The following is an 18,334-nucleotide window of genomic DNA, read 5'->3' as shown; positions in this document are numbered from 1 at the left end:
GAGCAAAAACAACACAGCCGCGTGCGCAGCTCAGCTCACGAACTGCACGACAACATCGAACACCCCGCCTTCGTCCGCGCCCAGTCCGGCCGGCGCTCCGCGAACCGCGCGTTCCCGGGTTGATCGACATACGGACGCCGCAAGACTTCCAGCAATTCACCGATCGGCGCGGTGTCGCCCTGCGTCGCCGCGTCGATGACCTGCTGGGCCAGATAGTTGCGCGGCACGTAGCGCGGATTGGCGGCGCGCATGCGCTTCCGGCGCAGATCGGCCGGTTCGCCACCAGCATCGAGCCGGGCGACATAGGCCTGCAGCCAGGCATCGAATTCGGCGCCGAGCGCCTCGCGCCTGGCCGGGTCGTAGAACGCGTCGGCGACGACATCCAGCGACGGCGCCCGGGTGTCGAGGTCGGCAAGCCCGCGGAAGAACAGCGTCATGTCGACTTCGCCGGCCTGCAGCACACCATGCAGGCGCTGCATCAGCTCGACGTCCGCATCGCCCGCCTCCACCAGACCGAGCTTGGCGGCGATGTTGCGGCGGTCGAGCGCAGCATAGGCTGCCGCGTAGGCATCGAGGCCGGCCTGCAGCGGCGCGACATCGCCGAACAGCGGCGACAGCGCCTGGGCGAGCCGGCCGAGGTTCCAGTGCGCGATGCGCGGCTGCCAGCCGAAGCGGTAGCGGCGGCCCTGCGCGTCGGTGGTGTTGGGCGTCCAGTCCGGGTCGTAATCGTCGACCCAGCCATAGGGGCCGTAGTCGATGGTCAGGCCGAGGATCGACATGTTGTCGGTGTTCATGACGCCGTGCACGAAGCCGACGCGCATCCAGCCGGCGACCATCGTCGCCGTGCGCGTGCAGACCTCGGCGAACCAGTCGGCGTACAGCGACTCGCCCGCGCCGCGCAGGTGCGGGAAATCGCGCGCGATCGTGAAGTCGACGAGCTGCCGCAGCAGCGCGACATCACCGCGCGCGTACGGCAGCTCGAAATGCCCGAAGCGGATGAACGACGGCGCGACCCGGCAGACGATCGCGCCGGGCTCGGGCGCGGCATGTCCGTCGTAGAACATGTCGCGCACCACGGCGTCACCAGTGCCGACCAGCGACAGCGCCCGCGTGGTCGGTACACCGAGGTGATGCATCGCTTCGCTGCACAGGAATTCGCGGATCGACGAGCGCAACACCGCGCGGCCGTCGGCGGTGCGCGAGTACGGCGTGGGGCCGGCGCCCTTGAGCTGGAGTTCCCAGCGCTCGCCGGCCGCGTTCGTGCCCTCGCCCAGCGTGATCGCGCGGCCGTCGCCGAGCTGCCCCGCCCAGTGGCCGAACTGGTGACCGCCATAGTTCGACGCATACGGCGCCAGACCGGGCATCAAGGCATTGCCGCCGAACACGTCGGCGAACGCAGGCGATGCGATCGTCGCTTCGTCGAAGCCCAGGGCCTCGGCCATCTCCGCCGAATGCGCGAGCAGCCGCGGCGCGGCGACCGGCGTCGGCAGCACCGGCGACCACACGGCGCCTTCGACCTGGCGACGCCGCGCACCGGCGTCCGGATCGCCGGGCAATGCCTGCACGAGGCGGTTGTCGAAGCGCAGCCCGTGGTCGAGCGCGACCTCGGGCAAGCCCGTTGCCGAAGCGCCGCTCATCCGACCAGTGCGTAGGGGCCGCCCGTCGCCAGCGCGCGCTGGTAGGCCGGCCGCGCGTGGATGCGCTCGACGAACGCCCGGATGTTGGGCCCGGCCTGGTCGCCGGCGCGGGCGACGGCAGCTTCCAGCGGAAAGCTCATCTGGATGTCGGCCGCCGTGAACCGGCTGCCGGCGAACCAGGCGCGCGCGCCCAGCTCGCTCTCGACGTAGGCCAGATGCGTGACCAACTGCGGGCCGACGAAGGCCTGCATCGCCTTGTCGGCGATACCGCGGGCCACGGGCCGCACGAAGAACGGCATCGGCGCGCTGCGGATCCGCGAGAACACCAGCGACAGCAGCAGCGGCGGCATCGCCGAGCCTTCGGCGTAGTGCAGCCATTGCCGGTACAGATGGCGTTCGTCGTCGTCACCTGGCGCGGGCGACAGGGCGTGATCGGGGTCGAACCGCTCGACCAGGGCCTCGATGATCGCGCCCGACTCCACCAGCATGCGGCCGTCGAGCTCGACCACCGGCGATTTGCCCAGCGGATGCAGCGCCTTGAGCGCCGGCGGCGCGAGCATGGTCTTGGGGTCGCGCGCGTAGCGCACCACCTCGTAGGGCTGGCCCAGCTCTTCCAGCAACCACAGCACGCGCTGCGAGCGCGAGTTGTTCAGATGGTGCACGCGGATCATCGTGGTCTCCGGTTGGCCCGTCCGGGCAGACGGTCATGATGGACCATGCGCGGCCGAGACCATGCCTCCTGCGCGGACACCAGGCCGACGTGAACAGAAGCCAAGGGCGCATTCAGGCATCGGCGCCGCACACGGGGCGGCCACGCGGCGGGCCCGTTACACTATGCGGTTCCCCGACCGGCCCTGCGCCGGCGCTACGAGAGCCTGCACCATGAGCGCCGAGACGCCCATCACGCCCCCAGACACCCTGAAGTTCACCGATCTTGCGCTGCCCGAGACCCTGCTGCGCGCGCTGACCGACGTGGGCTACGAGTCCCCGTCCCCGATCCAGGCCGCGACGATTCCGCCGTTGCTGGCCGGCCGCGACGTGCTGGGCCAGGCCCAGACCGGCACCGGCAAGACCGCTGCGTTCGCGCTGCCCGTACTCGCACGCATCGACCCCACCGCGCGCAAGCCGCAGGCGCTGGTGCTGGCACCGACCCGCGAGCTCGCGATCCAGGTGGCCGAAGCGTTCCAGAAGTACGCCTCGCACATGCCGGGCTTCCACGTGCTGCCGATCTACGGCGGCCAGGGCTACGCCCAGCAGCTGAGCGCGCTCAAGCGCGGCGTGCAGGTGATCGTGGGCACGCCCGGCCGCGTGATCGACCATCTTGAGCGTGGCTCGCTGGATCTTTCGGAGCTGCGCGCCCTGGTGCTCGACGAAGCCGACGAGATGCTGCGCATGGGCTTCATCGACGACGTCGAGGCGGTGCTGAAGAAAACCCCCGAGTCGCGCCAGGTCGCGCTGTTCTCGGCGACGATGCCGCAGCAGATCCGCCGCATCGCGCAGACCTACCTCAAGGAACCGGTCGAGATCGCGATCAAGTCGACGACGACGACCGCGGCCAACATCCGCCAGCGCTACTGGATGGTGAGCGGCGTCAACAAGCTCGACGCATTGACCCGCATCCTCGAGGCCGAGCCGTTCGACGCGATGATCATCTTCGCGCGCACCAAGCTGGCGACCGAGGAACTGGCGCAGAAGCTCTCGGCGCGTGGCCTGTCGGCGGCCGCGATCAACGGCGATCTCGACCAGAAGCAGCGCGAACGTGCGATCCAGAACCTCAAGGACGGTCGTCTCGACGTGCTGGTGGCGACCGACGTGGCCGCACGCGGCCTGGACGTGGACCGCATCAGCCACGTGCTGAACTACGACATCCCCTACGACACCGAAAGCTACGTGCACCGCATCGGCCGCACCGGCCGGGCCGGCCGCAGTGGCGAGGCGATCCTGTTCGTCGCCCCGCGCGAGCGCGGCATGCTGGGCGCGATCGAGCGCGCGACGCGGCAGAAGATCGAGCAGATGCAGCTGCCCAGCGTCGAGACGGTCAACGAGGCGCGCGTCACCAAGTTCCTCGAGAAGATCACGACCGCGCTGGAAAGCAGCGACCTGAGCATCTTCCGCGACCTGATCGAACGCTACGAGCGCGAACACAACGTGCCGGCGGCCGAGATCGCCGCCGCGCTGGCCAAGGTGGTCCAGGGCACCACGCCGCTGCTGCTGGAGCCGCCGCGCAAGCCGGAAAAGCCGGCGTTCGAACGCGAGTTCGTCGAGCGTCCGGGCGGCCGCGAGGCCTCGCGGTCTGCGCGCGAACCGCGTGAGCCCCGCGAGCCGCGTGCGCCGCGGCCGGACACCGGTCCGCGCGCGACGGACGTCGGCATGGAGACGTTCCGCATCGAGGTCGGCTACGTGCACGGCGTGCAGCCGGGCAACATCGTCGGCGCGATCGCCAACGAAGCGGATCTGGAAAGCAAGTTCATCGGCCGCATCGACATCCGCGACGACTACAGCCTGGTCGATCTGCCGGAAGGCATGCCGCGCGAGCTGCTCGAGCACCTGAAGAAGGTGCGTGTCGGCGGCCAGCCGATCCGCATCCGCCGCGCCGAAGACGCCGACATGACCGCAGCGCCCCCGCGCGGCAAGCGCCCCTTCGGCGCCAAGCCACCGGGCAACCGGCCGGGCGGCTTCAAGCCGGGCGGTCCGCGCAAGGGGCCGCCGCGTCGCGATCCGCGCTGAGGTCGCGGGCCGCGAGGCTCGAGGGCGTCACCGCGTGCGCCCTCTGCGTGTCGCCCCGGCGGGAGCGCCGGGGCGCGTCTTGATGTCCGGGGGTGTCGTCGAGGGTCGAGATGGATGTCCCGGCCTTCGCCCCTCGGGACGCACCTTCAAGCGTGAGCAGACATCCGCACCTTGGGAGCCGGGATGACGAGCGGCGTGTCGCACGCAACGCGATGCACGACTGACGGTCTGTTTAGAATCGCGCCATGCCCCGCATTCTCGTCTTCCAGCATGTCGCCGCCGAACCGCTGGGCACGCTCGATCCGCTGATCCGCCGGCGCGGCCACCGCATCCGCTTCGTCAACTTCGAGCGCGAGCCGGATGCGCAACCGAACGTGGACCGCTACCGCGGCCTGGTCGTGCTCGGCGGGCCGATGAATGTCGAGGAGCGGCATGCACGTCCGCATCTGCTGACCGAACTGCGCGCGATCGAGCGCATGCTCGAACTCGGTCGTCCCGTACTGGGCATCTGTCTCGGCGCCCAGCTGCTCGCGCACGTGCTCGGCGCGCCGGTGCGACGCATCGAACGTCCCGAGATCGGCTGGTATTCGCTGCACGCCACCGACGCCGGGCGGCGCGATCCTGTCCTCGCCCCGCTCGGCGTCGCGTCGCCGGTGTTCCAGTGGCACGGCCGCCATTTCGAAGTGCCGTCGAGCGCCGTGCACCTCGCACGGACCGACAGCTGCGAACAGCAGGCATTCCGCTACGGCGACAACGCCTACGGCTTCCAGTTCCACCTGGAGATGGATCAGCCGCTGATCGAGCGCTGGTTGGCGACACCGGCCTATCGCGCCGAACTGGCCGCCTCCGGCCTGCCTCATGACGATGCAGCGATCCGCGCGGCGACGCAGCAGCACGTCGCGCCGATGCAACACCAGGCCGACGCGGTGTTCAACCGGTTCCTCGATCTCGTCGGCCGCCCCGACAGGCGCTACGTGCTGCCATCGCGCGAGTTCGGTTGATCGGGAGGCGGACGCACGCACGCCGCGCGCGAGCGCGCGCCTACAGGACGCAGTCGACGCGCATCCCGTGTATTCAGACCGAGCGGCGCGGCGCCACCGAACGCATCGCATCGCATCGCATCGCATCGTTTTCCAGCGTCGCCCGCTTACCCTGTAGGAGCGCGCTTGCGCGCGATGTGCCTCACCGCTTCCCAATCCGTCGCGCGCAAGCGCACGGCGCCGCATCCGGCGTCATCGCCATGCGGAAGGACCTTCGCAGCGCGCAGCCTGCACCGGACCGTTTTTTTGGAATTCCCCGCATTTCCGTGCGCGCTTGCGCGCTTGGCTGCAGCCTCGCCGGCGACTCGTCGCGCGCGAGCGCGCTCCTGCATCGAGCCGTCGATCGCCATCCGTTCCGGACTCACACTGCACGGTGCCTCGCACCGCGCTGCATTTCGGGTTCTTCGCGAACCCGCGTCGGCGCGCGCTTGCGCGCGGTGGGCTTACCTCCGCACCGCCGCTCGTGGATGCGTGTTTATCTCCACAGGCATCGAATCCCGGCGGACTCAGGGAAGCCTGAGCTCCGGCAACGCGACCTCCGGCAGGCGGACGTCCGGCCCCAGCACGTAGATCACCTCGCCCAGCGTCGGCCAGCCGAACACCGGCGCCAGCCACCAGTAGGCGGCGATGACGATCAGCACCGTCACGATCAGCCGCAGCACGACGCCCGCGACCTTGAACGCGAGCCAGATGCCGAGGATCACCAGGATGAAGCCGATCCAGCTCATGCCGCCACGCCGTCCTGCAGCGGGCGCAGCGCGGGATCGAGCGCGACGCGGTCGTCGAACACGAAGCAGCGGCCGTCGTAGCCATCGCCGCCGACGCGCTCGAAGTAGCCGAGGATGCCGCCGTCGAGCTGCAGCACGTTGTCCATGCCGTCGGCGCGCATCCACAACGCGGCCTTCTCGCAGCGGATGCCGCCGGTGCAGAAGCTGACCACGGTCGCGTCGCGCAGGGCGTCGCGGTGGGGCGCCAGCGCATCGGGCAGTTCGGTGAAATTGTCGATCGGCAGCGTCAACGCGCCTGCGAACGTGCCGTAACCGACCTCTTCGCGATTGCGGGTGTCGAGCAGTACCAGCCGCCGGCCGGCATCGTCATGGCCTTGGGCGATCCAGCGGGCCAGGGTGTCCGGCGCCACGTCGGGCGCGCGTGCCGGCGCCGCGAGCGGCATCGCCTCGGGCTTGCGGAAGCTGATGATCTCCGGCTTGACCTTGACCTTGAGCCTCGCGAACGGCAACGCGTCGCTGCGGCTGCGCTTGACCTGCAGCGCAGCGAAGCGCACGTCCCCGCGCAGCGCATCGAGCACGGCGTCGACGGCGTCGACCGCGCCGGCCAGGAACAGGTTGATGCCCTCGGGCGCGACCAGCACCGTACCGCGCAGATCGCCCGCCTCCGCCAATGCGCGCAGCCACGCGGCGACCGTGTCCGGATCCTCGATGGCGACGAAATGATAGGCGGCGAGGTTGTCGATCATGCCGGCAATTGTAGGCCGTGACGGGACGCCGGGCCGTCTCCGAACACGGCCCCAGCGTGCTCCGCGTCAGGTATGTGCCGGGGTCACACGCGCGGATGCGGGAGGCGCCTGCCGCCGGTCTCCCGCCGGGACGGCGCCATGGGAGCAGGCGGCGCTGTCGTTCCAGCCAGCCGGTCGACCAAAGGCCCGCTGTCCGAGGCCGAGGGTGGCAGGGGCCGGGCAGGCGCCCTGCCCCACGCGATGCGCACCACGCGTGCCACCCGACGCGACGCGCGGACACCATCCGCTCGTTCAACGGTACGGACGAAGCACGTCGCCACGATGGCCGGCCGACACCTGTCGGCCGACCCGGAAGACGCGCGGAGCGCCGTCACCGCCCGTTGCGCGCGGGTGCGCTTCAGCGCTCGTAGTTCTCGCGCACGAACCGGTCGAACAGACGCACGCCGAACGCCGACGCGCCCGCCGGCGTCGTCGACAGTTCATTACCGTCGCGCCACGCCATGCCGGCGATGTCGAGATGGGCCCAGCTGCGGCCCGCATCGACCCACTCGCCGATGAAGTGCGCCGCGGTGCCGGAACCGGGACGGCCACCGCCGTTGCGCATGTCGGCGATCGGTGATTCGAGCATCTTGCCGTAGCCCGGATGCATCGGCATGCGCCACACCGGCTCGCCCGAGGCCTCGCCGGCGCGTTCGAGCTGGGCGGCGAGTGCGTCGTCCCGGGTGAACAGCCCGGCGTAGTCGTTGCCCAGCGCGGTGACGATCGCGCCGGTCAACGTGGCGATGTCGACGATCACGCGCGGGTTGTCCTGGCGCTGCACGTACCAGAGCGCATCCACCAGCACCATGCGGCCCTCGGCGTCGGTGCTCATGATCTCGTAGGTCTTGCCGGACGCGGTCCGCACGACGTCGCCGGGACGCGATGCGGTGCCGGACGGCATGTTCTCGGCGAGCGCCGCCACCGCGACCGCATTGACGTTCGCGCCGCGCCCGGCGAGCGCGAGTACGGCGCCGGTCGCACTGGCGGCGCCGGCCATGTCGTACTTCATGCGCCACAGGTTCTCGCTGCCCTTGATCGAGATGCCGCCGGTGTCGAAGGTGATGCCCTTGCCGACGAACGCGATCGGCGCCTCGCCGCGTGCGCCGCCGTTGTAGCGCACCACCATCATCCGCGGCGGTCGTGCGCTGCCCTGGCCCACGGCGAGGATGCTGCCCATGCCCAGACGCTCCATTGCGGGCACGTCGAGCACCTCGATGCTGACGTTGCGCTTGCCGGCAAAGGCCGCACGCGTGCGCTCGACGAAGGTCTCGGGATAGATCGTATTGGCCGGCTCGGTGACCAGGTCGCGCGCGAAGGCTACGCCCTCGGCGACCGCCTTCAGGTCGTTGTCCCAGGCCTGGGCCGCCGCTGCGCCCTCGGCACTGCGCACGACCAGTGTGCCCTCGCCGGCCCGCGCCTCGTCCGCGTCGCGGGTGGTGCGGTAGGTGTCGAAGCTGTACTGGCCCAGCGTCGCGCCGAATGCCAGGCGGGCCGCGGCGCCGGCCTCGGCGCCGTCCCAGACCACGTCGATCTGCGGCGCCTTGCTGCGCGCAGCGAACCGGCCGATATGGCCGCCGACGTCCTCGATGCGGCGCGCGTCGGGCGCGCCCTCGCCGGTGCCGACCAGCAGCACGCGATCGAAGCCGGCGATACCGGGCAGATCGAGCTGGCTGTCCGCGCGTCCGGTGAAGCCTGCAGCCGCCGTCGCCCGCGTCAGCGCGCCGCCGCTGGCGGCGTCGATCTGCGCGAAGCTGCCGTCACGTGTCGCGCCTTCGGCCAACTGGGGCACCGCCAGCACCAGGGTGCCGCGTTCGGGCACCTGCGCGGCGTCGAACCGGACGTCGCGCTGGGCGGCGGCAGGCAGGGCGAACGAGGCGATGAGGGTCGCGAGCAACAGGGGCTTCAACGGTGGGGCGTGGCGCATGGGATCTCCGGGCAATGGCGGGGCTGCGCCCGCGCGTGCGCGGGGCAACCATCGACCATACCAACGACGCGCGACCCGCGGGCTGTGCCGATGGTCATGGTCGGTCCTGCCGCTGCCCGCAGCGGCTCAGTTTTTCGGCGTGCCGTCCGCGCCGAGATGGCGCGCGGCCCAGATGTTGTCGACCAGATTCGGATAGCGCCGCCCGGCATCCTCGGCACGCTGCCGGGCCGCCGCTTTCTGGGCATCGCTGAGCGCGCTGCGCGCACCGCGGGGTTTGGGATTGGGCCGGGTCCACGGCGCGGACTTGGGCTTCGGACGCGCACGGCTCGGCGGCGGGGTCGTCATGGCAACTCGCATCCGCGGTGGTTGCCCGCCCCCGCCTGGCAATGGAGGCCACTGCTCAGGCGGTAACGGGCAGGCGCGCAGCTTCGCGGCGCATCCGTCGCCCCGCGGTGATCCTGCCCCCTGCGGGCTCGGAAAAACCTGCGCGTCGGCGCATTCATCGCGAGAGCAGGTAACCCGGCACGGCCATCAGGCCGATCAGGAACACGATCGCGAGCACGATCATCGCCACGCGCACCGGATCGGCACGCACGATGTCGCCGAAGGTTTCGGCCGTGCCCTCACGTTCGGCACGGTCGCGCTCGGCCCGTGCACGTGCCTGGCGCTCGCGCTGGTAGTCGGCCATCAGCCGCTTGGCTTCGGGCAGATCGTCGTTGTTGCGCAGCCAGATGCCGCCGTGGGAGATCCCGAACGGACTCGGCCGGGTCTGGTACCACTCCAGCCCGGCGGCATCGAGAAACGCGCAGACGTCGGCGGCCTCGTCGTCGGGCACGTAACGCAGGTTGAGCAGGAGCTTGGCCATGCCCCGGATGATACCGCGGCCGTCCGCGGCCTCAGCGCTTGGTGGTCACCGCGCGGCGCAGGTTGTGCCGGGCCTGCGCGTCGAAGCGTGCATGAAACCCGTCGTCGAGAAAGATGCGCGCGCGCGCGAGCAGGGCCTTCAGAAACCGCCGCCGGTTCAGGGCGAACATCCAACGCGGCAGATGCCGGTATTCGGCCGCGATGCCGCGGTCGTAGGCGTCGAAGGTCTCGGCGTCGGCGCCGAGAATCGCCATGTCGCAGTCGAGAAACCGGCGGGTGTCGTCGCCGATCGCATCTGCATCGAAATCAGTGGCGGCGTGCCGGCCGTGTCGTGCAGTCAGCGCGATCAGCGCGGCCACGCGGCCGGTGTCGACGCCGGCGTCCGGCAGCCAGCGGTCGATCGCCTCGACCGCCATCTCTGCCGATCGCGTTTCGTTGTCGTCGCGTCGCGCCTCGTAGATCGCGTCGTGATAGAGGATCGCCAGATAGACCTCCGCCGGCTGCGCCCATCCGTCCGTCTGCGCGACTTCGTGATACAGGCGCAGCAGCGCGTCGACGTGCGCCAGCGAGTGGTACGCACGCGGTGGCTGCGCATACGCCGCTTCGAGCGCGGCGCGCATCGCGGGTGGCAGCTCCACCGGCGCGGGCAGTGCGGGCTCGGCGCTCATCCGGCGCTCCATGGCCGCACCACCAGCACTGCGCCGACGCAGACCAACGCCGCGCCCGCGAGCCGCGTCAGATCGACCGGACGCGCCGCCGTCAGCACGCCGAAATGATCGACGAGCAGCGAGCCCACGAGCTGCCCGAATACGATCAGGCAGATCAGTCCCGCGGCGCCCAGGCGCGGCACCAGCAGCGTGCCGCAGAACACGAACAGAGCGCCGATCACGCCCCCGAGCCAGAGCCACGGCGGCAGCGCCGCGAGGTCGCGGACGCCCGGCCACGCCGTGCGCGACGCGGCCAGCACCAGGCCGAGCGCGACGGTGCCGACCGCGAACGACACGAAGGACGCGAACAACGCGCCCTGGGTCAGCGCCCCCAGGCGCGCATTGAGCAGCGCCTGCAGCGGCAGCACCATGCCGACGAGCGCCGCGAGTGCGACGCTGCCCAGCAGCCAGACATTCATGACCTCTCCTCGTGCGGCATGCGCGCCAGTCTACGGCCCCCCGGACACCGGTCCGCTCATGCGCGCACCGGCGCATCGCGCGGAAGCGACAGCAACGCCAGAAGACTCAGCGCCGCGGCCCCGGCCAGGTACAGGCCGACGGACGCCAGTCCGAACCGCCCGGCCAGCCAGGTCGCGATATACGGCGCCAACGACGCCCCGAAGATGCCGGCCAGATTGAAGGCCAGCGACGCACCGGTGTAGCGCACCGCAGTGGGGAACTGCTCGGCCAGCAACGTCCCCACCGGGCCGTAGGTCAGCCCCATCAGCGCCAGGCCGAGCATCAGGAAGGCCAGCACCCCGGCCGTGCTGCCGGCGACGAACAACGGCGAGAACCCCAGCCCGAACAGCAGGATCAGACTGCTCGCGACGAGCATCGCGCGGCGCCGGCCGACGCGGTCGGCATACAGCGCGGCGATCGGGATCGTCGCGGCGAAACACAGCACGCCGACGAGCTGCAGCACCAGGAAGCGCTCGCGCGTATAGCCCAGCTGCGACGTGCCCCAGCTCAGTGCGAACACCGTCATCAGATAGAACAGCACGAAGGTCGCGAGCGCGAGCAGCGTGCCGGCGACCACGCCGCGCCACTCGTGCACCAGCACCTCGCGGATCGGCAGGCGCACGCGCTCGCGGCGATCGAGCACCTTCTGGAAATCCGGGGTCTCGTGGATCTTCAGGCGCACCCACAGGCCGACCAAGACCAGTGCCGCACTGGCCAGGAACGGGATGCGCCAGCCCCAGGCGAGAAACGCCGCGTCGTCCATCACCGTGGTCAGCAGCAGGAACGACCCGGTCGCGAGGAAGAACCCGATCGGCGCGCCCAGCTGGGGAAACATGCCGTACCACGCACGCTTGCCGGGCGGCGCATTCTCGGTGGCCAGCAGCACCGCCCCACCCCACTCGCCCCCCAGACCGAGCCCCTGGCCGAAGCGGCACAGCGCCAGCAGCGCGGGCGCCGCGACGCCGATCTGCGCATGGGTCGGCAGCAGGCCGATCAGCACCGTCGAGATGCCCATCGTCAGCAGCGCCGCAACGAGCGTCGCCTTGCGGCCGATGCGGTCGCCGTAGTGGCCGAACACCGCCGAGCCGATCGGCCGCGCGAAGAACGCCAGCGCGAACGTGGCGAGTGACTGCAGCACGCCCGACGCCGGGTCCGCCGATGGAAAGAACAGGATCGGAAATACCAGCACCGCCGCGGTGGCGTAGATGTAGAAATCGAAGAACTCGATCGTCGTGCCGATGAGGCTGGCGAACAGCACGCGCCGGCGATCGGGCGCAGGCGCGGCGGCGTGGACGGAGGCGGCGGACCCGGTCATCGCGCGATTCTGCCATGCCCGCGGGCGGAGATCGGGGCGCGCGCGTCGGCCTTCCATACTGGCGCAGACCGCGTACGCCGGACAGTAAAAAGCCGACCGGGGATACCGGTCGGCTTCTGGGTCACCTCGGTCCGGCAGCGCCGGACCAGGGGTTCTTACTTCGCGGCCTTCATCGCGTGCTTGCGAGCGCGCATCACGTCGTGGCACGAACGGACCTCGGGCAGCAGGCGGACGACGACGTCGCGCGCGGCCGGCGGGGTATCGGCATCACGTGCCGCCTCGTCAAAGGCTTCGAGCAGACGGTCTTCCGACTCTTCCAGCTCGGCGACGTAGCCGTACTCGGTGTCGCCCAGCGTCGCGCGGATCTTGCCGTACATCTGCTGCATGCTGCCGACCATCGTGCCGGAATCTTCCGGCTTGCCGCCAGCGGCCTGCACGGCGGCGCTCAGCTCGTTGACGATCTGGGCCTTGTTGGTGGCGATGCGGGCGAACAGCGTCTTCAGCTCGGCGTCGTCGACCTTCTGCGCGGCTTCCTCGTAGAAATCCTTGCCGTCGCGGGCGATCGAGATCAGGTCGTTGAGGGCGTTCGCGGTCTTGTTGCTCATGTGTCGGTGTCTCCCATTGCGTGATCGGAAACGGCGCTCTCGGCATGTCGCCGGGGCCGCATCGTCCGTCGCGGATGCCGTGCATCGCGGCGCGGATCGATGGTCGCTACGCTACCGGGGCCGCTCGCAAGGAGGCGTGACGCGCAGGCGACGATGGCGTGAATCCGAATGCGCATTCAGCGCGTTTCACGCGGGTTTCCGCATCGTCCACGTGCGCGCGCATCGCCGCTTCTTCACTCGGAACGGACGCGGTGCCCGAGAGCACCGCGTCGTCGATCATCGTGCCGACGGCGTCGCCTGTGCAGGCAACGCATAGTCGATCTCGTAGGCCGGTGGTTCGCCGCCGCGACCGGTGAGGTAGTGCTCCATCCACTGCATCAGGCGCAGCGAGTAGTCGTAGCGCGATGCACCGCGCGTGTTGCCATGCCCTTCGCCCGGATACAGCACCAGTCGCACCGGCGCCTGGCCGGCCAGCTGCAGGTAGCGGTAGAGCATGTACGACTGCATCACCGGCACGCGCGGGTCCGCCTCGCCGTGCAGGATCAACGTCGGTGTGCGCGATTTCTGCGCGTGGCTGATCGGGCTGGTCTGCCGGTACATCTCCGGGTTCTCCCAGGGCCAGCTGCGCATGTGCACGAGGTACTGCTCGCGCGGGATGTCGCCGGTGGTGACCAGGCTCGCCTGGTCGGAGATGCCGACGAACATCACCGACGCCGCGAAGCGTTCGCTGTAGTAGGTCGCGCCCCAGGCGCTGGCGTAGCCACCGTACGAGCCTCCGGTGATGCCGACCTTGTCACGGTCGACCAGGCCGGTCTCGATCAGATGGTCGACGCCGTCGACCAGATCGTCGAATTCCTCCATGCCCGGCCGGCCATGGCCGAGCTTGGAGAAAGCCACGCCCCGGCCGGTGCTCGAACGGTAGTTCGGAAAGAACGACGCGAACCCGCGCGCAGCCGCGACCTGCGCGGGCTGTGCATACGAATTGAGCCACGCATTCGAGTAATGCGCCTCCGGGCCGCCGTGCACCACCAGGATCAACGGCACGCGCGCATTGCCGCGGCGTTCCAGCGGATGCACCAGCAGGCCTTCGAGCTCGAGGCCGTCGCGGGCGGTGTAGCGCACGATCTCCTGACGGGCCAGGCGCACATCCTTCAGCCACGGATTGCTGTCGGTCAGCCGACGCGCCTCGCCCGCACCCGGCGTGTACAGGAACACTTCGGACGGATGCGCCGGTGTGCTGCCGACCAGCGCCGCCGCGCCGCCCGGCGCGACGCTCAGCCCCATGTGCACCGCGCCCTCCGGCGCCAGCAGCGTGCGTTGCCCGGACCCGTCGACGCCGATCTCGGCCAGCCGGCTGTGCACGCCCTCCTGGCTGAGGAACACCAGGGTCGACGTGTCGCGCCAGGCCACGTTCCACACATGCCCTTCGAGGCCGGGCAGCAGATCGCGCGGCGTGCCGCCGTCGCGGCCGACGACGGTCAGCCGTCCTTCGCGCGGGTCGTTCTCGTCGGCGGCCGATACGATCGCCAGATGCGCGCCGTCCGGGCTCCAGGCCATCTCGCCGAGCTTGCCGGGATTGTCGACACGGCCGAGCTCGCGCCCCTGCACCGACAGCATGCGCACGCGCGCGTCGACCATGGTGTCGTCGGTCAACTGCCGCGGCGTCACGACGACCGCGAGCCGGTCGCCCGCCGGGCTCCAGCGCACGGATTGCACGCTGCCGTCGATCTCGATGCGGCGCGGTTCGCCCGTGCCGCCGATGTCGGCGATCCACAGCTCGACCGGACGCCAGTCCTCCTCGTACACCTTCTGGCTGAAGCCCTTGTCGCGCAGCGCCTTGCGCGCGTCGCTCTCGCGCTGCACCGCCAGCACGGCGACCTGGCGCCCGTCCGGCGACAGGTCGAACGCGCTGATGTCGGCGCGCAACTGCGCCGCGACCGTCGACTCGCCACCCTGCAGCGGGATCGTGTACAGCCGCCGGGTCTCGTCGCCCTCGCGTTTGGCCAGATAGGCGATCGACCGGCCGTCCGGCAGCCAGCGCGGCGACGCGATGTCGACCTTGCCGGTAATGAAGCCGCGCGTGGTGCCGGCGCCGTCGACGACATGCAGCTCGGTGCGCGCGGGACCGTCCGGATCCACACCCAGCGTGCGCGGCACCGACAGCAGGTAGGCGACGCTGCCGCCGTCGGGACTGAGCTGGGCCTGGGTGACCGCACGCGTCTGCGCCACCTGTTCCAGGGTCATGCCGCCCGTCGCGGCTGATGCGCCCGTCGCCAGCACGAATGCACAGACGATTCCGATGATCCAGCGTTGCATGCGGTCCCCCGTCATGGAGCAGAGTGGTCAACGACTTTGACGGGGTTCAGGCGGGGACGCAACGCCGTCGAAATTCAGTGGTCGTCCCAGCGGACGCCGGGAGCGGTGTTCGCCGGATCAGTGCCGTCCATCATCGGAACACCGCGAGAAACTCGAGATGGGCCTCCGCATCACGGGGGGCAACGACAGGGAGGCGCCCTATCACGTCAAGGTGCGATGCCTCACCAGCCGCACGGCGAGACGCGGCAGCACGTCGGTCAACCGCGTGCGCACCGCGTCCGGCACGCGCGCGACCAGCGCGTCGGCGTCCAGCGCGGGCAGCGTGCCGCGCCAGGCGAAGGCGACCCGGTTGCTCATCTTGGGCTCGTCGACCACCAGCACGTGGGTCTCGCCGAAGGCCTGCCGCAGCTTCGCGACGTGCGCTTCCGGATCACGTACATAAAGATTGCAGGCCATGACGCCGTCGGCAGTCAGCGCGTCGCGGCAATTGTCGTAGAACGCCTGGGTCGACAGCACCGCGGGAATGCCGTGCTCGTCGTACCCGTCGACCAGCAGCACGTCGAACGCGCCCGGACGTGCGGCCACGAACCGCGCGCCGTCGTCGATGACGACCGCAAGCCGCGCATCGTCGTCGGGCACGCCGAACGCCTGGCGCAGCGCAACCACATGCGGATTGTTCTCGACCACCTCGATGCGCGTGGCCGGTAGGTGTGTATGGGCGAACTTGACCTGCGAGCCGCCGCCCAGCCCGACCATGCCCAGCAGATGCGGCGCGGGCTGCCACAGCAGCGCGGCGAACATCGTGCGGGTGTAGTCGATCAGCAGGCGCTCCGGATCGCCGGCGACCATCCGACTCTGCGTCTGCGCGCGCACGAACTGCAGCGACACGAAACCATCGTGCCGGCGCACGTAGGGCCGACGCAGGCCGTCGGGACCACGGCCCCGCAGGCGGTCGAGCAGGCGTGCGAACGCGTTGCGCTTCACGGGTGCGTCGCGATCCTCCGCCATGCCGCTCAGCGGTTCGACCAGCCGTGCGGCACGTGGCCGGCGGCGACGTGCGGACGGGCCGAATCGATGTTGTGCTGGGAATCGTCGAAAAAGATGTCGGCGCCGAAGGCATCGAGGAACGGGCCCTTCGGACGACCGCCAAGGAACAGCGCCTCGTCCAGACGCACGCCCCAGGCGCGCAGCGTGCGGATCACGCGCTCGTGTGCGGGCGCCGATCGCGCGGTGACCAGCGCGGTGCGGATCGGCGCGTCCTTGCCGGGCGGATACGCGGCCTGCAGGTCGTGCAGCGCCGCGAGGAAGCCGCGGAAGGGGCCGCCGGTCATTTCCTCACGCGCGCGTTCGCGCTCGTGCTTGTGGAAGGCGTCGAGGCCGCCTTCCTGCGACAGGCGTTCGCCCTCGTCGCCGAAGATGACCGCGTCGCCGTCGAATGCGATCCGCAGCTGGTCGTTGCGATGCGCCGGTGCGCGCGCCGGGATGATCGTCGCGGCGGCGACGCCGTTCTCCAGGGCGCGACGCACCGAGTCCGGATTCGCCGACAAGAACAACTGGGTGCCGAAGGGCTTGATATAGGGCCAGGTCGGCTCGCCGGAGGTGAAGGTCGCGCGGGTGATGCCCAGATCGTGGTGCTGGATGGAGTTGAAGATCCGCAGCCCGCTGTCGGCCGAATTGCGCGACAGCAGGATGACCTCGACATGCGGCGCATCGGGCGGCGCGTCGATGTTCAGGGCCAGCAGCTTGCGCACCAGCGGAAACGCGATGCCCGGCTCGAGCACATCGTCCTCGTGGGCACGCTGGTGTTCGGCGTAGGCCTCGATGCCCTGCGACTCGAACACGGCATGGCTGTCCTCGAGATCGAACAGGGCGCGGGTGGTGATCGCGACGGTGAGCGTGGGAACGGACAGATCGGGCATGGCGGATCGCAGGACGTTGAGGGCGGCGGTGCCCGGCGCGGCGTCGACGGTGCGAGGACCGTGAAGCGGCCGGGACAGCCTGCACGAATTATGCGCGATCCCGGCACACCGCCCCTGACCAACGGCACTGGGCCGTGACCGCCCGCGGGCGCAGCGTGGATTTCAGCCTGTGTCACGAGGAACACCCATGCCCCTGGTCCGCCTGTGCGCCCTCGCCCTGCTCGCGTTGCCGCTGTGCGCGGCTGCCGTTACGCCGGAAGACGACCCCTATGCAGACGCCCGCGGCATTGTCGGCGACCTGCAGCGCATCGTCGCGCCGAGCGGCGTGCAGGAGACGCACACGGTGCGGATCGGCGGCATCGACCAGGTGATCACAGTGCGCGGGATGGACCGCGCGAATCCGATCCTGCTCTACATCCACGGTGGCCCGGCGGCGCCGATGATGCCGGCGTCGTGGACGTTCCAGAAGCCGTGGGAGGACTACTTCACCGTCGTGCAATGGGACCAGCGCGCCGCAGGACGCACGCTGCGCGCGAACGATGCGGATGCGGTGGCGCCCACGATCGCGATCGACCGCTATGTCGACGACGCGATCGAGCTGATCGACTGGCTGCGCACGACCTACGGCAAGCGCAAGGTGATCCTGGTCGGGCACAGCTGGGGCACGGTCATCGGCATGCGCGTGCTGGCCGGGAAACCCGAATGGCTGCATGCCTATGTCGGCATCGGCCAGATCATCCACCCCTGGACCGACGAGACCATCGGGTACGCGCATGCACTCGAGGCCGCGCGCGCCGACGGCAACGACGCCGCGGTCAGCGCGCTCGAAGCGCTGGCGCCCTACCCCGGCACCGACCTGCGCAACGGGCGCATCGATGCCCAGCGCAAGTGGGTCATCCATTACGGCGGTCACAGTGCGTATCGCGACAACTCAGACTACTACTTCCGTGCGCAACGCCTGTCGCCCGACTACACGCCCGAGGACCGGCACTCGATCGCCGCCGGCAGCGCGCTGACGCTGGACCGGATTCTCGGCGAGTGGCGCAGCGTCGATTTCCGCGGGCTGCGACGCGTGCAGGCGCCGGTGGTAATGCTGCTGGGCCGGCACGACTACACCACGCCTCCGCAGCCGGTCGCCGACTGGCTGGCCGCTGTCGACGCGCCGTTCAAGCATGCGGCGTGGTTCCAGCACTCGGCGCACTTCGCGCCGATCGAGGAGCCGGGACGCACGTTGATGACGCTGGTGCAGCGTGTCCGTCCACTCGCCGTCGCCGACGGCGATGGCACGGCGCTGGCGGACTGACCCCG

At 70.2% G+C, this 18,334-nt stretch carries 17 protein-coding genes; 3 read left to right on the top strand and 14 right to left on the bottom strand.

The annotated features are described in order from the left end of the window. Positions 1–35: 35 nt before the first annotated feature. Together ACF3M1_RS07625 and ACF3M1_RS07620 are read right to left on the bottom strand one after the other, a co-directional pair. On the bottom strand, positions 36–1,637 hold the full coding sequence (locus ACF3M1_RS07625) for a YdiU family protein (RefSeq protein ID WP_394004971.1): 1,602 nt from the start codon (positions 1,635–1,637) through the stop codon (positions 36–38). Beyond that, positions 1,634–2,308: a glutathione S-transferase gene (locus ACF3M1_RS07620; RefSeq protein WP_394004970.1), complete on the bottom strand. Its 675-nt coding sequence runs from the start codon at positions 2,306–2,308 to the stop codon at positions 1,634–1,636. Before ACF3M1_RS07620 ends, ACF3M1_RS07625 begins: the two co-directional genes overlap by 4 nt. A 211-nt stretch (positions 2,309–2,519) precedes the next feature. Here ACF3M1_RS07620 and ACF3M1_RS07615 point away from each other — a divergent pair, with 211 nt between their 5' ends. Beyond that, positions 2,520–4,364: a DEAD/DEAH box helicase gene (locus ACF3M1_RS07615; protein WP_394004969.1), complete on the top strand. Its 1,845-nt coding sequence runs from the start codon at positions 2,520–2,522 to the stop codon at positions 4,362–4,364. A gap of 245 nt (positions 4,365–4,609) precedes the next feature. After that, positions 4,610–5,365, top strand: coding sequence for a type 1 glutamine amidotransferase (locus ACF3M1_RS07610; RefSeq protein WP_394004968.1), 756 nt, complete (start codon positions 4,610–4,612; stop codon positions 5,363–5,365). A 545-nt stretch (positions 5,366–5,910) separates the two neighbouring features. Here ACF3M1_RS07610 and ACF3M1_RS07605 read toward each other — a convergent pair. The 12 genes from ACF3M1_RS07605 to ACF3M1_RS07550 all read right to left on the bottom strand — a co-directional run bounded on the left by ACF3M1_RS07605 (position 5,911) and on the right by ACF3M1_RS07550 (position 17,026). Further along, entirely contained in the window at positions 5,911–6,132 is a 222-nt protein-coding gene (locus tag ACF3M1_RS07605; RefSeq protein WP_394004967.1) for a hypothetical protein, read from the bottom strand. Next, a complete protein-coding gene (locus ACF3M1_RS07600; protein WP_394004966.1) occupies positions 6,129–6,878 on the bottom strand; it encodes a sulfurtransferase in 750 nt (249 codons plus the stop codon). Before ACF3M1_RS07600 ends, ACF3M1_RS07605 begins: the two co-directional genes overlap by 4 nt. Before the next feature lie 397 nt (positions 6,879–7,275). Continuing rightward, the gene (locus ACF3M1_RS07595) at positions 7,276–8,841 is read right to left on the bottom strand and encodes a leucyl aminopeptidase (RefSeq protein WP_394004965.1); all 1,566 of its coding nucleotides are present in this window, start codon (positions 8,839–8,841) and stop codon (positions 7,276–7,278) included. A 126-nt stretch (positions 8,842–8,967) separates the two neighbouring features. Continuing rightward, entirely contained in the window at positions 8,968–9,186 is a 219-nt protein-coding gene (locus ACF3M1_RS07590; RefSeq protein WP_394004964.1) for a hypothetical protein, read from the bottom strand. Between the two features lie 154 nt (positions 9,187–9,340). After that, positions 9,341–9,706 carry a DUF6164 family protein gene (locus tag ACF3M1_RS07585; protein WP_394004963.1) on the bottom strand — a complete coding sequence of 122 codons (366 nt, stop codon included), beginning with the start codon at positions 9,704–9,706 and terminating at the stop codon, positions 9,341–9,343. Between the two features lie 31 nt (positions 9,707–9,737). Continuing rightward, positions 9,738–10,373 carry a hypothetical protein gene (locus ACF3M1_RS07580; RefSeq protein WP_394004962.1) on the bottom strand — a complete coding sequence of 212 codons (636 nt, stop codon included), beginning with the start codon at positions 10,371–10,373 and terminating at the stop codon, positions 9,738–9,740. Then, positions 10,370–10,831 (bottom strand): DMT family transporter, encoded by a 462-nt coding sequence (locus tag ACF3M1_RS07575; RefSeq protein WP_394004961.1) that lies wholly within the window; start codon positions 10,829–10,831, stop codon positions 10,370–10,372. Before ACF3M1_RS07575 ends, ACF3M1_RS07580 begins: the two co-directional genes overlap by 4 nt. 56 nt (positions 10,832–10,887) lie before the next feature. Further along, positions 10,888–12,186: an MFS transporter gene (locus ACF3M1_RS07570; RefSeq protein ID WP_394004960.1), complete on the bottom strand. Its 1,299-nt coding sequence runs from the start codon at positions 12,184–12,186 to the stop codon at positions 10,888–10,890. 155 nt (positions 12,187–12,341) lie between these two features. Further along, a complete protein-coding gene (locus ACF3M1_RS07565) occupies positions 12,342–12,791 on the bottom strand; it encodes a PA2169 family four-helix-bundle protein (RefSeq protein ID WP_394004959.1) in 450 nt (149 codons plus the stop codon). A gap of 276 nt (positions 12,792–13,067) precedes the next feature. Next, positions 13,068–15,107, bottom strand: a complete 2,040-nt coding sequence (locus ACF3M1_RS07560; protein WP_394004958.1) for a prolyl oligopeptidase family serine peptidase — start codon at positions 15,105–15,107, stop codon at positions 13,068–13,070. A 201-nt stretch (positions 15,108–15,308) separates the two neighbouring features. After that, positions 15,309–16,115: a fused MFS/spermidine synthase gene (locus tag ACF3M1_RS07555; RefSeq protein ID WP_394004957.1), complete on the bottom strand. Its 807-nt coding sequence runs from the start codon at positions 16,113–16,115 to the stop codon at positions 15,309–15,311. A gap of 5 nt (positions 16,116–16,120) precedes the next feature. After that, on the bottom strand, positions 16,121–17,026 hold the full coding sequence (locus ACF3M1_RS07550; protein WP_394004956.1) for a 5'-nucleotidase: 906 nt from the start codon (positions 17,024–17,026) through the stop codon (positions 16,121–16,123). Between the two features lie 187 nt (positions 17,027–17,213). Between ACF3M1_RS07550 and ACF3M1_RS07545 the strand changes: the two genes are divergently transcribed. After that, on the top strand, positions 17,214–18,329 hold the full coding sequence (locus ACF3M1_RS07545; protein WP_394004955.1) for an alpha/beta hydrolase: 1,116 nt from the start codon (positions 17,214–17,216) through the stop codon (positions 18,327–18,329). Positions 18,330–18,334 lie beyond the last annotated feature (5 nt).

Source organism: Luteimonas sp. WGS1318, from assembly GCF_043187535.1.
Lineage (GTDB): Bacteria > Pseudomonadota > Gammaproteobacteria > Xanthomonadales > Xanthomonadaceae > Luteimonas.
This window is presented reverse-complemented; position numbering and strand designations above follow the sequence as displayed.

Bases quoted from the DNA above. Each gene is read 5' to 3' on its own strand.
- ACF3M1_RS07555 (WP_394004957.1), bottom strand. From the start codon at position 16,115: ATGGCGGAGGATCGCGACGCACCCGTGAAGCGCAACGCGTTCGCACGC.
- ACF3M1_RS07595 (WP_394004965.1), bottom strand. From the start codon at position 8,841: ATGCGCCACGCCCCACCGTTGAAGCCCCTGTTGCTCGCGACCCTCATC.
- ACF3M1_RS07580 (WP_394004962.1), bottom strand. From the start codon at position 10,373: ATGAGCGCCGAGCCCGCACTGCCCGCGCCGGTGGAGCTGCCACCCGCG.
- ACF3M1_RS07615 (WP_394004969.1), top strand. From the start codon at position 2,520: ATGAGCGCCGAGACGCCCATCACGCCCCCAGACACCCTGAAGTTCACC.
- ACF3M1_RS07560 (WP_394004958.1), bottom strand. From the start codon at position 15,107: ATGCAACGCTGGATCATCGGAATCGTCTGTGCATTCGTGCTGGCGACG.
- ACF3M1_RS07545 (WP_394004955.1), top strand. From the start codon at position 17,214: ATGCCCCTGGTCCGCCTGTGCGCCCTCGCCCTGCTCGCGTTGCCGCTG.
- ACF3M1_RS07565 (WP_394004959.1), bottom strand. From the start codon at position 12,791: ATGAGCAACAAGACCGCGAACGCCCTCAACGACCTGATCTCGATCGCC.
- ACF3M1_RS07550 (WP_394004956.1), bottom strand. From the start codon at position 17,026: ATGCCCGATCTGTCCGTTCCCACGCTCACCGTCGCGATCACCACCCGC.
- ACF3M1_RS07570 (WP_394004960.1), bottom strand. From the start codon at position 12,186: ATGACCGGGTCCGCCGCCTCCGTCCACGCCGCCGCGCCTGCGCCCGAT.
- ACF3M1_RS07620 (WP_394004970.1), bottom strand. From the start codon at position 2,308: ATGATCCGCGTGCACCATCTGAACAACTCGCGCTCGCAGCGCGTGCTG.
- ACF3M1_RS07575 (WP_394004961.1), bottom strand. From the start codon at position 10,831: ATGAATGTCTGGCTGCTGGGCAGCGTCGCACTCGCGGCGCTCGTCGGC.
- ACF3M1_RS07600 (WP_394004966.1), bottom strand. From the start codon at position 6,878: ATGATCGACAACCTCGCCGCCTATCATTTCGTCGCCATCGAGGATCCG.
- ACF3M1_RS07590 (WP_394004964.1), bottom strand. From the start codon at position 9,186: ATGACGACCCCGCCGCCGAGCCGTGCGCGTCCGAAGCCCAAGTCCGCG.
- ACF3M1_RS07585 (WP_394004963.1), bottom strand. From the start codon at position 9,706: ATGGCCAAGCTCCTGCTCAACCTGCGTTACGTGCCCGACGACGAGGCC.
- ACF3M1_RS07605 (WP_394004967.1), bottom strand. From the start codon at position 6,132: ATGAGCTGGATCGGCTTCATCCTGGTGATCCTCGGCATCTGGCTCGCG.
- ACF3M1_RS07625 (WP_394004971.1), bottom strand. From the start codon at position 1,637: ATGAGCGGCGCTTCGGCAACGGGCTTGCCCGAGGTCGCGCTCGACCAC.
- ACF3M1_RS07610 (WP_394004968.1), top strand. From the start codon at position 4,610: ATGCCCCGCATTCTCGTCTTCCAGCATGTCGCCGCCGAACCGCTGGGC.